The organism is Paracoccus sp. NFXS7, assembly GCF_040148865.1.
Lineage (GTDB): Bacteria > Pseudomonadota > Alphaproteobacteria > Rhodobacterales > Rhodobacteraceae > Paracoccus > Paracoccus marcusii.
On the sequence record NZ_JAKEKV010000001.1, the window covers coordinates 367,388 to 381,235 of the forward strand.

14 protein-coding genes and 1 riboswitch are annotated in these 13,848 nt (G+C 68.3%); of the genes, 6 read left to right on the top strand and 8 right to left on the bottom strand.

Annotated elements, in window-relative coordinates:
• Nucleotides 1-2: 2 nt before the first annotated feature.
• Genes LZ686_RS01860 through LZ686_RS01870 form a run of 3 tightly spaced genes read left to right on the top strand, consistent with a single transcriptional unit; the run spans nucleotide 3 to nucleotide 2,541 of the window.
• The gene (locus tag LZ686_RS01860) at nucleotides 3-797 is read left to right on the top strand and encodes a TatD family hydrolase (RefSeq protein ID WP_349546817.1); all 795 of its coding nucleotides are present in this window, start codon (nucleotides 3-5) and stop codon (nucleotides 795-797) included.
• Complete coding sequence (locus tag LZ686_RS01865; RefSeq protein ID WP_349546818.1) at nucleotides 794-1,600, top strand: MBL fold metallo-hydrolase; 807 nt, start codon at nucleotides 794-796, stop codon at nucleotides 1,598-1,600. Before LZ686_RS01860 ends, LZ686_RS01865 begins: the two co-directional genes overlap by 4 nt.
• Nucleotides 1,597-2,541 carry an AEC family transporter gene (locus LZ686_RS01870; RefSeq protein ID WP_304614422.1) on the top strand — a complete coding sequence of 315 codons (945 nt, stop codon included), beginning with the start codon at nucleotides 1,597-1,599 and terminating at the stop codon, nucleotides 2,539-2,541. The genes LZ686_RS01865 and LZ686_RS01870 overlap by 4 nt, the downstream gene beginning before the upstream one ends.
• Nucleotides 2,542-2,627: 86 nt before the next feature.
• Here the strand turns inward: LZ686_RS01870 and LZ686_RS01875 are convergent, their stop codons facing one another.
• From LZ686_RS01875 to LZ686_RS01910, 8 genes are all read right to left on the bottom strand, one after another.
• Nucleotides 2,628-3,188: a hemerythrin domain-containing protein gene (locus LZ686_RS01875; RefSeq protein ID WP_349546819.1), complete on the bottom strand. Its 561-nt coding sequence runs from the start codon at nucleotides 3,186-3,188 to the stop codon at nucleotides 2,628-2,630.
• Entirely contained in the window at nucleotides 3,185-4,135 is a 951-nt protein-coding gene (locus LZ686_RS01880) for an ABC transporter permease (protein ID WP_045981301.1), read from the bottom strand. The genes LZ686_RS01875 and LZ686_RS01880 overlap by 4 nt, the downstream gene beginning before the upstream one ends.
• A 4-nt stretch (nucleotides 4,136-4,139) precedes the next feature.
• Complete coding sequence (locus LZ686_RS01885; protein ID WP_295169467.1) at nucleotides 4,140-5,441, bottom strand: ABC transporter permease; 1,302 nt, start codon at nucleotides 5,439-5,441, stop codon at nucleotides 4,140-4,142.
• A 59-nt stretch (nucleotides 5,442-5,500) separates the two neighbouring features.
• The gene (locus tag LZ686_RS01890; protein WP_139598157.1) at nucleotides 5,501-6,577 is read right to left on the bottom strand and encodes an ABC transporter substrate-binding protein; all 1,077 of its coding nucleotides are present in this window, start codon (nucleotides 6,575-6,577) and stop codon (nucleotides 5,501-5,503) included.
• 106 nt (nucleotides 6,578-6,683) lie between these two features.
• Nucleotides 6,684-7,754 carry an ABC transporter substrate-binding protein gene (locus tag LZ686_RS01895; RefSeq protein ID WP_349546820.1) on the bottom strand — a complete coding sequence of 357 codons (1,071 nt, stop codon included), beginning with the start codon at nucleotides 7,752-7,754 and terminating at the stop codon, nucleotides 6,684-6,686.
• 25 nt (nucleotides 7,755-7,779) lie between these two features.
• Nucleotides 7,780-8,883 (bottom strand): ABC transporter ATP-binding protein, encoded by a 1,104-nt coding sequence (locus LZ686_RS01900; RefSeq protein WP_349546821.1) that lies wholly within the window; start codon nucleotides 8,881-8,883, stop codon nucleotides 7,780-7,782.
• Between the two features lie 222 nt (nucleotides 8,884-9,105).
• Entirely contained in the window at nucleotides 9,106-11,013 is a 1,908-nt protein-coding gene (locus LZ686_RS01905) for a DEAD/DEAH box helicase (protein ID WP_194885573.1), read from the bottom strand.
• Between the two features lie 147 nt (nucleotides 11,014-11,160).
• Nucleotides 11,161-11,637, bottom strand: a complete 477-nt coding sequence (locus tag LZ686_RS01910) for an acyl-CoA thioesterase (protein WP_045999004.1) — start codon at nucleotides 11,635-11,637, stop codon at nucleotides 11,161-11,163.
• 94 nt (nucleotides 11,638-11,731) lie between these two features.
• Nucleotides 11,732-11,834, top strand: a riboswitch (TPP riboswitch).
• 70 nt (nucleotides 11,835-11,904) lie between these two features.
• Here LZ686_RS01910 and thiD point away from each other — a divergent pair.
• The 3 genes from thiD to thiS are packed head-to-tail and all read left to right on the top strand — an operon-like array spanning nucleotide 11,905 to nucleotide 13,847.
• A complete protein-coding gene (gene thiD / locus LZ686_RS01915; RefSeq protein ID WP_349546822.1) occupies nucleotides 11,905-12,708 on the top strand; it encodes a bifunctional hydroxymethylpyrimidine kinase/phosphomethylpyrimidine kinase in 804 nt (267 codons plus the stop codon).
• Nucleotides 12,701-13,660, top strand: coding sequence for an FAD-dependent oxidoreductase (locus LZ686_RS01920; RefSeq protein ID WP_349546823.1), 960 nt, complete (start codon nucleotides 12,701-12,703; stop codon nucleotides 13,658-13,660). Before thiD ends, LZ686_RS01920 begins: the two co-directional genes overlap by 8 nt.
• Complete coding sequence (gene thiS, locus LZ686_RS01925) at nucleotides 13,650-13,847, top strand: sulfur carrier protein ThiS (RefSeq protein WP_349546824.1); 198 nt, start codon at nucleotides 13,650-13,652, stop codon at nucleotides 13,845-13,847. The genes LZ686_RS01920 and thiS overlap by 11 nt, the downstream gene beginning before the upstream one ends.
• Nucleotide 13,848: the final 1 nt, after the last annotated feature.

The following is a 13,848-nucleotide window of genomic DNA, read 5'->3' on the forward strand; positions in this document are numbered from 1 at the left end:
CGATGACCGATGCGGCCCTCCGGCTGACCGACAGCCATTGCCACCTGGATTTTCCCGATTTCGACGGCGAACACGCAGCCCTGATCGATCGTGCCCGTGCCGCGGGCGTCGGGCGGATGGTCACCATCTGCACCCGCCTGCGCCAGGAACCCGCCGTGCGCGCCCTGACCGAGGCCCATGACGGCGTCTTCTACGCCGCCGGCACCCACCCGATGAGCGTCGCGGACGAACCGATGGTCACCGTCAATCAGCTGGTGGCCTTGGCCGATCACCCGAAATTCGTGGCCATCGGCGAGACCGGGCTGGATTACCACTACACCGCCCAAAGCGCGCAGGCGCAACAGGACAGCCTGCGTATTCATATCGAAGCCGCGCGGCGGACGCGCCTGCCCTTGATCATTCACGCCCGCGACGCCGATGACGACATGGCGCGCATCCTGGCCGAGGAACACCGCACCGGCGAATATACCTGCGTCATGCACTGCTTCAGCTCGACCCCCGCGCTGGCGCAGGCGGCGCTGGACCTGGGGTTCTACCTTTCGATGTCGGGCATCGCGGCCTTTCCGCGGTCGTCCGATCTGCGCGACATCTTCAAGGCCGCGCCGCTGGACCGCATCCTGGTCGAGACCGACAGCCCCTATCTGGCCCCGCCCCCGCATCGCGGGCGCCGGAACGAACCCGCCTATGTCGCCCATACCGCCGCGGTGGGCGCGGACCTGTTCGGCCTGTCCCTGCCCGATTTCGCCGCGCGGACCGAGGCCAATTTCGAACGCCTGTTCTGGAAGGCCGCCCGATGAGCGACACGATCCGCGCCACGATCCTGGGCTGCGGATCGTCCGGCGGGGTGCCGCGCCTTGGCAACCGATGGGGCGCCTGCGACCCGGAAAACCCGCGAAACCGCCGCCGCCGCTGTTCGCTGCTGGTCGAACGCGACGGGCCGGACGGCACCACCCAGGTGCTGATCGACACCGGCCCCGACCTGGTCCCGCAGATGCTGGACGCGGGCGTGGCGACGCTGGACGCCGTGGTCTATACCCATGCCCATGCCGATCATGTCCACGGCATCGACGACCTGCGCCAGCTGGTCTTCAACGCGCGCCGCATCCTGCCGGTCTGGGCCGATCAGCCCACGGCCGAAGCGCTGACGACCCGCTTCGGCTATGTGTTCGAGACGCCCGAGGGCAGCCTCTATCCGCCGATCTGCGCGCTGCATGCGATCGACGGCCCGATCACCATCGACGGCCCCGGCGGCCCAATGACGCTGACCCCGTTCCGCGTCCAGCACGGAGAGATCAGCGCCCTGGGCTTCCGCATCGGCGGTCTGGTCTATCTGCCCGACGTCTCGGACATTCCCGACGCCGCATGGCCGCTGATCGAGGATGCGCCGGTCTTCGTCATCGACGCCCTGCGCCATGAACCCCATCCCAGCCATGCCCACCTGGCCCTTTCGCTGGACTGGATCGCCCGCGCGCGCAGCCCCCGCGCGGTGCTGACGAACATGCATATCGACATGGACTATGCCGCAGTCGCAGCCCAGACCCCGGACCATGTCGAGCCCGCCTTCGACGGCATGCAGATCACCGTGCCCGCCGCGACATGACGGCGCTGTTCACGATCATCCTGCCCGTCTTCCTGATCGTGGGCTTCGGCTATCTGGTGGCATGGCGGGGCTGGTTCTCGGCCAGCGGTGTCGACGGGCTGATGAATTTCGCGCAGAACTTCGCGGTCCCCACGCTGCTCTTCGTGTCGATGGCGCGCCTGGACCTGGGCACCGAGTTTCGCGCCCAGTTGCTGATCCCCTTCTATGCCGGCGCCTTCGCGGCCTTTGCGGCGGGTTGGGGGGGCGCCCGGTTCCTGTTCGGCAGGGCGCCGGTGGACTGCGTGGCGATCGGGTTCGTGTGCCTCTTCTCGAACACGCTGCTGCTGGGTGTGCCGATCACGGAACGCGCCTACGGCCCGGATGCGCTGGCCGGGAACTGGGCGATCATCGCGATCCATTCGCCGATGCTCTACACCTTCGGGATCACGGTGATGGAGTTCACGCGCGCCCGCGGCAGTGGCCTGTCGGTCGGGCGCGTGGCCCTGCGTGCGCTGACGGGGGTGCTGCGCACCTCGCTGGTCATCGGCATCATCGCGGGCCTGTCGGTGAACCTGCTGTCGCAGGCGGGGCTGGCCCTGCCACAGGGGTTCTGGGACGCTGCCGACATGATCGCGCGCGCTGCCCTGCCCGCCGCACTGTTCGGTCTTGGCGGCGTCCTTTATCGCTATCGTCCCGAAGGCGACATGGCGACCATCGCCTTGTGCTGCGCCGCATCGCTGATCCTGCATCCGGCGATCACCTTCGGCACAGCCTGGGCGCTGGATCTCGACCGCGACGGCATGCGCTCGGCCGTGCTGACGGCGTCGATGGCCCCGGGCGTGAACGCCTATCTGTTCGCCAATGTCTACGGCGTGGCCAAGCGTGTCGCAGCCTCCAGCGTGCTGATCGCCACGGCGCTGTCCACGCTGACGATCTGGATGTGGCTGGCGTTGCTGCCCTGAGGCGTCGCGGGGGTCCGGGGGGCCGCAGGCTCCCCGGCGGGGGGTGCGGGGGGCCGGCCCCCCGCCGTCGCGGGACGCAACCTGCCTCAGATGGGTACGCGAAGCGCCCCCAAAGGCTCCTCCAGCGCCCGCTCCTCGTACCCGAAATGCGACCGGATCGCCCGGTCCAGCGCCGCGAACCGCTCCGCACACAGATCGAGCGCCGCTGGCCCCCGATCCGCGACAAGCGCCTGTGCCGCCTCGTTCAACGCGCCGATCAACCTGTGGATCACCTCATGCTCGGCCTTCAGCCGACGGATCACCGGGGCCAGTGCCGACCCGCCCCGCTCCGCAAGGGCCGGAAACATCCACTGCTCCTCGATGTCGTGATGGTTCTGCAAAAGCGCGCAGTCGCGGCCGCAGGCAGTGCCGAACTGCGCCATGTTGCGCGCCAGCGCCGTCCCGGCCACCGCCGGTGCGACCAAGGACGGATCGGCCTGCGCGGCCCGGACCTGAACCAGCAGCCGCTGCACGCCGTCCAGTTCGGCCCGGTACATGTCATGGATGGCGGCCAGGCGCCGGCCATGTGCGCGCTCGGCCCGCGTGATGGCGGGATAGGACGGGGGCGCAGGACGCGCGCCCTCGTCCTCCAGCTCTTCGGGCGTCATCGGGGCGTGACGCCCCGGATACGCTCGGACCGCCGGCGCAGCAGTTCCACCGTGGTCAGCAGCGCGATCGAGAAGATCACCAGCAGCGTCGCCACCGCCAGGATGGCCGGGCTGATCTGTTCGCGAATGCCGTTCCACATCTGGCGCGGAATGGTCTGCTGATCGGGACCGGCGATGAACAGCACCGCCACGACCTCGTCGAACGAGGTGACGAAGGCGAACAAGGCACCCGACACCACGCCTGGAAGGATCAGCGGCATCGTCACCTTGAAGAAGGTCGTGCGCGGATTGGCCCCCAGGCTGGCCGCCGCGCGGTTCAGCGACTGATCGAACCCCACCAGTGTCGCGGTGACGGTGATGATCACGAAGGGAATACCCAGGGTCGCGTGGGCCAGGATGACCCCCAGATAGGTTCCCGCCAGCCGTCCGCATTCCGGCGACAGCCCGACCAGCGCCAGCAGCTCGCAGGGGTTCGAGTAGAAGAAGAACATCCCCGTCGCCGTGATGATCAGCGGCACGATCATCGGAGAGATCAGGATCGCCATGATCGCCCGGCGGAACGGCATCTCGGGCCGCGACAGGCCCAGGGCCGCCAGCGTCCCCAGAACCGTCGCCACGATGGTCGAACATACCCCGATGATGATCGAGTTCTTGGCCGCCTGCACCCATTTCGCATTCGCCCAAGCATCCGACCAGAAGGCCCAGCCCGTCGAATCCGGGTTCTGCATCCCGAAGGTCAGCAGGCTGGAATACCATCGCATGCTGTAGCCGTCGGGGTCGAGCGACAGCATCCGGTCGGTGAAGGTGAAATATGGCTCGGCGTTGAACGACAGCGGGATGATCACGATGATCGGCGCGATCAGGAACACGAAGATCAGCGCGCAGACCGTCAGGTAGGTATAGTGCCAGACACGCTCCAGCGGGCTTGCATAGGTCGGAACAGCCATTCGCTTACCCCAGTTTCAGGTTGTCGACGCCGACAAGGCGGTCGTAGAGCCAATAGAGGATCAGCACCGACCCCAGCAGCAGGGCCGCCAGCGCCGCCGCCATCGACCAGTTCAGCGTGCCGGTCATGTGCTGTGCGATCATGTTCGAGATCAGCTGCCCCGACGATCCGCCGACCAGCGCGGGCGTGATGTAGTATCCGACCGCCAGGATGAAGACCAGCATCGCCCCCGCCCCCAGGCCCGGCAGGGTCTGCGGGAAATAGACCCGGCGGAACGCGGTCCAGCTTGTCGCGCCCAGGCTGCGCGCGGCGCGGACATAGGCGGGGTTGATGGTCCGCATCACCGAATACAGCGGCAGGATCATGAAGGGCAGCAGGATATGCGTCATCGCGATGATCGTGCCGGTCTGGTTATAGATCATCTGCAACCGCTGCCCGCCGCCGATCACGCCCAGCCAGACCAGGATGTCGTTCACCACGCCCTGCTGCTGCAGCAGCACCATCCAGGATGTCGTGCGCACCAGAAGCGACGTCCAGAACGGCAGCAGCACCAGGATCATCAGCAGGTTCGACTTGCGCATGGGCAGCGTCGCCAGCAGATGCGCGATGGGAAAGCCCAGGATGAAGGTCAGGCCGGTGATCACCGCCGACAGCCAGAAGGTGCGCCAGAACAGGGTCAGATAGATCCGCTGCTGTTCCGCGACCTGCTGGATGTTGCCGGCCTCGTCCCGGGTGCGGTCGACTGCTGCCAGATAAAAGTTCGCCGTGACCGGCGTCGATGCCGATCGCATGACGGACCAAAGGCGCGGGTCGCCCCAGTCCTCGTTGATCTCCAGCAGGGCCTGTTGATAGGGCGGCTCCAGCCCGCGACGGACCTGGCGCCCGGTCGCAGTGAACAGCGACCGCGTTCCTGGCATGTCATAGTTGATCCGCGTGCCCACCACCCCGATGCTGCGCGCATCGGCGCTGGCGATCAGGTCCTGGGCCAATGCGGTCCAGGCCGCGTCGTCGGGCGCGGTGCCGGGCTCCGTCGATGCGAACCAGGCCGAGACCTGCGGCATGTTGGCGGAAAAGCCGTCATTGTGGAACGACCGCGCCAGCATCTGCCCGATCGGGACCACAAAGGTGATCAGGATGAAGGCCAACAGCGGCAGAACCAGCAGAAAGGCCCGCCGTCGCGCCCGGCGCTGGCTGTGCGCCAGGGCGCGGGCCAGCGGCATTCCGTCGGCGGTCGTCAGCGTGCCAGACCCCACACCGGATGCGGTGGTGGCGATGGCGGCATGTGGATCAAGTGCGGCGTCGGCCATGTCGTCCCCCGGGCAGTCAGGTCCGCCGCCCCCGGATGCGGGGGCGACAGGGTGTCAGTTCAGGACGCGGCCAGCCAGCTGTTGAAGCGTTCGGTCAGTTCCGCGGAATGGTCGGCCCAGAATTCCGGATCGTCCGTCACCGCATTGGCCAGCGCTTCGGGGCTGGTCGGCATGTGCGGCGCCATCTCGGTCACGCCGTCCTGGTACAGCCCGACCAGTTCGTTCGACGATTTCCGCGCCGGGCCATAGGCGATGTATTTCGCCTGATCGGCCAGACGCTGCGTGTCGGTCGCGAATTTCAGGTATTCCATCGCCGCGTCCGGGTTGGGCGCATCGACCGGGATCACGAACATGTCCATGTCCAGGTACTGGCCGTCCCAGATGATCTCGAAGGGCTGCTTTTCGGCCACCATCGCGTCAAAGGCGCGACCGTTATAGACGGTGGTCATGCTGACCTCTCCGTCAGCCAGCAACTGCACGGGCTGGGCGCCGGCCTCCCACCAGACGGTGTCGGCCTTGATCGTGTCCAGCTTGGCAAAGGCGCGGTCCACGCCCTCGGGGGTGGACAGCACGTCATAGACCTCGGCCGCGGGCACGCCGTCGGCGATCAGCGCCAGATACAGGGTGCGCTTGGGGTTCTTGGGCAGGCCGCGCTTGCCCGGGAAGGTCTCGGTGTCGAAGAAATCGGCCGCCGTGCTGGGGGTCTCTCCCTCGAACTTGGTCGTGTTGAACGAAATGACCGTGCCCCAGACGATGTTGGCGACCGCGCAATCCTGCAGCGCGCCGGGCACGAAATCATCTGCCGCAGCGGTGCCGTCGGGCGCACTGGGCAGGTCGGCGGGGTCGATCTCGACCAGCGCACCCTCGTCGCACAGGCGGATCGCGTCGCTGACCTCGACGTCGAAAACGTCGCCCGTGACGTTGCCGGCCTCGACCTGCGCGCGCAGCGGCGTCGCGGGGTTGTCGGCGGCGATCATGTTGACGGTGATGCCGGTCTCAGCGGTGAAGGGCTTGTTATAGGCCTCGACCTGGCTGACCTCGTAGGCGCCGCCCCAGGACACGACGTTGACCTCTTGCGCCATCGCGCCAAAGGCCACGCCGCACAGGGCGGTCGAAAGGATCAGGGTGGATTTCACGTTGGTTCTCCCGGTTGGTTGGTCTCGGGCATTTTCGCCCGTTGTCATTGGCCCCGTTGGCGGGGCGCAGACCGGGCGGGACGAATCCCTCCCGGTCCGAACTGGATCAGCTGGCCAGCCAGCTGTTGAAACGCTCGATCAGCTCGGCGTCGCGGTCGACCCAGAAATCCAGGTCCGATGCCAGCGCCCCGGCCATGTTCGCGTCGAAGGTGGGCAGGTTGGGGCCCATCGGCTCCTCGGTGCCGTCGATGTTGCCGACCATCGCGGCGGCGGACCGGCGCGGCGGACCATAGCTGATGAATTCGGCGGCGCGGGCCTGGGGCGCGGGCGCGGTGGTCCAGGCCACGAATTCCATCGCCTGCTCCAGGTTCGGCGCGCCCTTCGGCACGACCCAGCCCTCCATCTCATAGATCTGGGCGTCCCAGATGATCTCGAAGGGCTGTCCGTCGGCCTGCGCCGCGTTGAAGATGCGGCCGTTGAAGGCATAGGCCATGCTGACCTCACCATCGGCAAGCAGCTGCGGAGGCTGGGCGCCCGCCTCCCACCAGATCACCTCGGACTTGATCGTGTCCAGCTTCGCAAAGGCGCGGTCCACGCCCTCCGGGGTGGACAGCACGTCATAGACCTCGGCGGCGGGCACGCCATCGGCCATTAGCGCCAGCTCAAGATTGAACTTGGCGCCCTTGCGCATGGTCCGCTTGCCCGGAAACGCTTCCAGATCGAAGAAATCGGCAGGGGTCGCGGGCTTGGCCTCCGGGAACGCGGTCTCGTTGAACGCCAGGACCATCGAATAGACGTCGGTCGCCACGAAGCATTCGGTCACCGCGCCATCGATGAAATCGTCGGCCGCGGCCGTCCCGTCCTCGGCCGGCAGCAGGATGGCGGGGTCGATCATCTCCAGCGCGCCCTCGTCGCACAGGCGCACCGCATCGGCATATTCGACCGACGCGACGTCGACGCTGACATTGCCTGCCTCGACCTGCGCCTTGATCGGGGTCGCGGGGTTGTCGGCGTCCGACATGACGACGTTGATGCCCGTTTCCGCCGTGAACGGCTTGGCATAGGCCTCCAGGTGGCTGTTGCCATAGGCGCCGCCCCAGGACAGCAGGTTCACATCGGCCAGGGCCGGCCCGGCGACCAGGCCCATCGCGGTGCTGAGTGCAAGAAAACGCTTCATCGAAGTCTCCGGTTGGGAAAAGGGATCAGATCGGGTCCAGCGCGCGGGCATCCTGGGGATGCCAGCCGATGCGGATGACCTGGCCGGCGTCCAGACGGGTCTGGCCGATCGTGTTGCGCATTTTCATGACGAAATTGTCGCTGCCGGCGACCTTCAGCCGGGCGCGCAGGATGTCGCCCATATAGATGACCTCCATCACCTGCGCCTCGATCGTGTGGGCGCCCTGGGACATCATCTCGGGCTTGAACTCGACCCGTTCGGGGCGGATCGACACGGTCGTGCGCTGACCCCTCTCGCGGATGTTCACGGCGGTGGCGTCGATCACCCCGCCCCCGTCCAGCCGCACCAGCGCCTTGTCTCCATCCAGCTGCTCGATCGTGCCGGCCAGGGCGTTGTTCTCTCCGATAAAGCTTGCGACGAAGCTGTTCTCGGGGCGCTCGTAGAGGTCGGACGGCGGGGCCAGCTGCTGGATGCGCCCGTCGTTGAAGACCGCGATGCGGTCCGACATGGTCAGGGCCTCGCCCTGGTCATGGGTCACATAGACGACGGTGATTCCAAGTTTCTCGTGCAGATGCTTGATCTCGAACTGCATATGCTCGCGAAGCTGCTTGTCCAAGGCGCCAAGCGGCTCGTCCATCAGCACCAGTTCGGGGTCGAACACCAGGGCGCGGGCCAGGGCGATCCGCTGCTGCTGCCCGCCGGACAGCTGCGCCGGACGCCGGTTCGCGAACTTGCCCATCTGGACCATGTCCAGCGCGCGGGCGATGCGCGTCTGGCGTTCGTCCTTGCCCATCCCGCGGACCTCCAGCGGAAAGGACAGGTTCTCTCCGACGGTCATGTGCGGAAACAGCGCATAGTTCTGGAACACCATGCCGATCCCGCGCTTGTGCGGCGGCACCTGGTTGATCGGACGCCCGCCAAGACGGATCTCTCCGTTCGTCGCAGTCTCGAAGCCCGCCAGCATCATCAGGCAGGTCGTCTTGCCGGAACCGGACGGCCCCAGCATCGTCAGAAATTCACCCCGTCCAATCGACAGATTCAAGTCTTTGACGACAAGTGTCTGTCCATCATAGCTTTTTTGCACATGCTCGAAGGCGACGAATGCGTCGCCGTGGCGGTCGTCCAGCAAAAGCGCTCTCCCTGTTATGTCGTTGGTTATTCAGCGCAAGGATCAGGTTAAGCGTCGCCCTGCCCGACTGGCAATATCAATTGCGACATTCCATGCCCCGAACGCGTCGCGCCCGAAACCCCGCAAGGGAGCTTCGGGCGCGAGGGCCATGTGGATTGCAGAGCGTGCAGGGCACACTGCCTGTTTGTCAGGCAGTTGCTTGGCCCCGCGGGCAGTTGCCGGTCAGGCGGGCCGCTTGGGTCCCTTGCGATGCGCCTTGGGGGCGCCCGCCTTGTCGCCGGCGGGCCTAGACTTGGCCCAGGCCGGCTTGGGGCCCTTGCCAGCGTCGGCCGACGACTTCTTCTTCCACGACTTCACGGCCGCATGCGGTCCGGTCTCGCGCGGTTCGGCGGGGGCATCATCGGGCAGCCAGCCGCCGCGGGCGGACTTGACGCGGGCGTGGTGACCCTCGTCCGACGCGGCGTGCTTGGCACGCGGCGCGGGCTTGCGACCCTCGGAACGGTTGTCGGTGCGCGGGGCGCGGGGCGCCCGCTCGATCGGCGCGTCCAGGTCGGGGGCGCCGTCCATGCGGCGCATGGTGACCTCCGGGGTGATCTCGATGAAATCGCCGAACTTGGCGGCGACTTCCGACGCGATCTGGATATAGGACAGGTCCTGCTTGACGCGGATCGCGCCGATGCTGTCGCGGGTGATCCCGCCCGCATCGCAGACCTTGGGCAGCAGCCAGCGCGCCTCGGCCCGACCGGAATGACCGACCGACAGCGTGAACCAGACCGAAGGGCCGAACTCGCGCTGCGCACGGGGGGCCATCGGCGCGGGGGGCGCATGCGCCTCGGACAGTTCCTCGGCGGCGGGGCGGCCTTCGCGCCACAGGCGCAGGAAGGCGGCGGCGACCTGTTCGGCGCTGAACTGCTCCAGCAGCTGCGCGGCCAGGGCGGCGTCGTCGCCCACGGGTTCATGCAGGCCGGGATGGTCCAGCATGCGCTGATCATCGCGCGCCCGCACCTCGTCCGCGGTCGGCGCGTCCAGCCATTCGGCCGAGACCTTGGCGTTCTGCAGCAGACGCTGTGCCCGACGATAATCGGCCGACGGCACGATCAGCGCGGACACGCCCTTGGAGCCCGCGCGCCCGGTGCGGCCCGACCGGTGCAGCATCGTGTCGGGGTTGGTCGGCAGGTCCGCGTGGATCACCAGCTCCAGCCCCGGCAGGTCGATGCCGCGCGCGGCCACGTCGGTGGCGATGCAGACGCGGGCGCGCCCGTCGCGCAGCGCCTGCAGGGCGTGAGTCCGCTCCTGCTGGGACAGCTCGCCCGACAGGGCCACGCATTTGAAGCCCCGGTTCGACATGCGCGCCAGCAGGTGGTTCACGTTGGCCCGCGTCTTGCAGAAGACGATGGCGGTCTGCGCCTCGTGGATGCGCAGCAGGTTGAAGATCGCGGGCTCGCGGTCGCGCGCGGTCACGGTATAGGCGCGATAGGCGATGTCGCCGTGCTGGCGCGCCTCGCCCATGGCAGCGATGCGCAGGGCGTCGCGCTGGAAATCACGGGCCAGCTTCTCGATCGCCGACGGCACCGTGGCCGAGAACATCAGCGTGCGGCGCTCGACCGGGGCGGCGCCCAGGATGAACTCCAGGTCCTCGCGGAAGCCCAGGTCCAGCATCTCGTCGGCCTCGTCCAGGACGGCCGCGCGCAGGTCCGACAGGTCCAGGCTGCCGCGGTCGATATGGTCGCGCAGGCGGCCGGGCGTGCCGACCACGATCTGCGCGCCGCGCTGCAGGGCGCGCTTTTCGTTGCGATAGTCCATGCCGCCGACGCAGGTCGCGATCTGCGCGCCGGTCCCGGCATAAAGCCATTCCAGCTCGCGTGCGACCTGCAGCGCCAGTTCGCGCGTGGGCGCGATGGCCAGGGCCAGCGGCAGCTCGCCCGCGATGATGCGGTCGCCGTCCAAGAGGTCCGCGCCCATCGCCAGGCCAAAGGCCACGGTCTTGCCCGACCCGGTCTGGGCCGAGACCAGCACGTCGCGGCCCGCGGCTTCGGGCGCCAGTACCGCCGACTGCACGGCAGTCAACGTCTCATAGCCCTTGTCGGCCAACGCCGCCTGAAGCGGCGCGGGGAAATTCAGTTCAGTCATGTGATTCGCCAAAATGCGGGGGCCGTGAGCGACCCGATGAGCGGCACCTATCGTCGCTGCGACCGGCCCACCCTGCACCCGCCGCCCCGGACTAGCAGGGCCAAAGGCGGTTCCCTACGCGGTTTGGATCGCAAAGTCCACGCCCAATCAGGGGGTGTTCGACGCGGCCTCCTGGCGGGCCGCGATCTCGCGCCGCATGGTGCGCCTGACCTCGGCCGACCGCCAGCGCTGGCGGTCGATGTCGTCCTCAAGCTCGGGCTTGGGGACCGGCACAGGATGGCCGCGTTCGTCGACCGCGACCATGGTGAAATAGCAGGAATTGGTATGCCTGCGGGTGCCGCGGCGGATGTTCTCGGCCTCGACCCGGATGCCGACCTCCATCGAGGTGCGGCCGGTATGGTTCACCCGCGCGCGAAAGGTCACCAGCTCTCCCACGTGGATGGCCTCCTTGAAGGTCACCTGGTCGACGGACAGGGTCACCGCATATTCTCCCGACCAGCGCGACGCGCAGGCATAGGCCACCCGGTCCAGGCAGGCCAACAGCGCGCCGCCATGCACCTTGCCGCTGAAATTCGCCATGTCCGGCGACATCAGCACCGTCATCTCCAGCCCGCGCCTGTCCATCTGTCCCCCGTCCGCTGCCCCGCCATCCTGCGACAATCGCGCGGGCGCGAAAAGCCCCCCTTGCGCCCCGCGTCCGCCGCGCCTAGCCTTGGGGGGCAAACCGTTGGGGTGTCCCGTCACAGGGGCTGAGAGGCGACAGCCAACCCATCGAACCTGATCCGGGTCATACCGGCGGAGGGAACGGTGCAGATATCCGCGCGGCCATCGGCCCGCCCTGTGTCCCCACCCCTTTGCCCGGTCACGACCCGCCACATTACGGGGGACGACGTGACAGCACCCATTGCCCTGACCATCGCCGGGTCCGATTCGGGCGGCGGCGCCGGCATTCAGGCGGATCTGAAGACCTTTTCGGCCCTTGGCTGCTATGGCGCCAGCGTGGTGACCGCGCTGACGGCGCAGAACACCCGCACCGTGGCCTTGGTCGAACCCGCCAGCCCCGCGATGATCGCGGGGCAGATGCGTGCCGTTCTGGACGATCTGGACGTCCGGGCGGTCAAGCTGGGCATGCTGGGCGGGGCCCAGGCCATCGCCACGGTGGCCGGCGGCCTGGACGGCTGCGGCCTGCCCATCGTGCTGGACCCGGTGATGGTGGCGAAATCGGGCGACCGCCTGTTGCCGCCCGATGCCATCGACGCGCTGCGTGCCCTGCTGTCATGCGCAACGCTGCTGACCCCGAACCTGCCCGAGGCCGCCTGCCTGCTGGGTTGTGCCCCGGCCACCACCCCGGCCCAGATGGCCGAACAGGGCGCCGCGCTGCGTGCCATGGGCGCGGGGGCCGTGCTGATGAAGGGTGGGCATGGCGACGGCGCGATCTGCACCGACCTTCTGGTGACCGCGCAGGGGGCGACGCCCTTCAGCGCCCGACGCCTGTCCACCCGCAACACGCATGGCACCGGCTGCACGCTGTCGGCGGCCATCGCAGCCGGCCTGGCACACGGCCTGCCGCTGGAGCAGGCGGTCGGGGTCGCACACCGCTATCTGCAACGTGCGATCGCGGCGGCGGACGATCTGTGCGTGGGGTCGGGGCACGGGCCGGTGCATCATTTCCATGCGGTCTGGTCGCATGGCTGACGTCACCATCATCGGCGCCGGCGTGGCCGGGCTGTTCGCGGCCCATGTGCTGGTGCAGCGCGGGCTGACACCGCGCATCCTGGACCGCAACGGCGCGCCTGGCCCACACGGCTGCTCATGGTGGGCCGGCGGCATGCTGGCCCCGCAGTGCGAGGGCGTGACCGCCGACCCCGTGATCACCCGCCTTGGCGCAGAAGCCGCCGATGCCTGGTCAGTCGTTACGCCCGTCACGCGGCGCGGCACGCTGGTCCTGGCGCTGGACCGCGATCGGGCGGAACTGGCCCGCTTTGCGCGCCGTGCCACGGCGCATCACCCCTGCGACAGCGCCGATCTGGAACCAGACCTGCAGCCCCGGCCCGGCCTGATCTTTCCAACCGAGGCGCATCTGGACCCCCGACGTGCCTTGGCGGATCTGGCCGCGTGGCTGGCCGCGCGCGGCATCGGCATCGAATGCGCGACCGCCGAGCCCGGCGACGTCGCAGGCCCGGTGATCGATGCCCGCGGACTGTCCGCCGCCCTGCCCGACCTCCGCGGCGTGCGCGGCGAGATGGTCGTTCTGCACGCGCCCGACATCGCCCTGACGCGGCCGGTCCGCCTGCTGCATCCGCGTCATCCGCTGTACGTCGTGCCGCGCGCGGGCGGCCTGTTCATGCTGGGCGCGACCCAGATCGAAAGCGCATCCCGTGCGCGGCCCACCGCCCGGTCGGTGCTGGAACTGCTGTCGGCGGCCTATGCGCTGGATCCCCGCTTTGCAGAGAGCGCCATCGTCGAGATGGGTGCCGATCTGCGCCCGGCATTTCCCGACAACGTCCCGCGCGTGACCGTCCAAGGTCGGGTGCTGCACCTGAACGGGCTGTTCCGTCACGGATACCTGATGGCGCCCGCGCTGGCGCGCCAGGCGGCCGATTACATGATCACCGAAACCCAGGGAGAACTGGTCCATGAGGATTGAGGTCAACGGAACCCCCCGCGACATCGCAGCCGCCACCGTGGCCGACGCGCTGTCCGAACTGGGCTGGGGCGAGGCCCGCGTGGCCACGGCGCTGAACGGTGTTTTCCTGCCCGCCGCGTCCCGCCCGACGCAGGCGCTGCGCGACGGCGACCGGCTGGAGGTCCTGGCACCCATGCAGGGAGGATAGG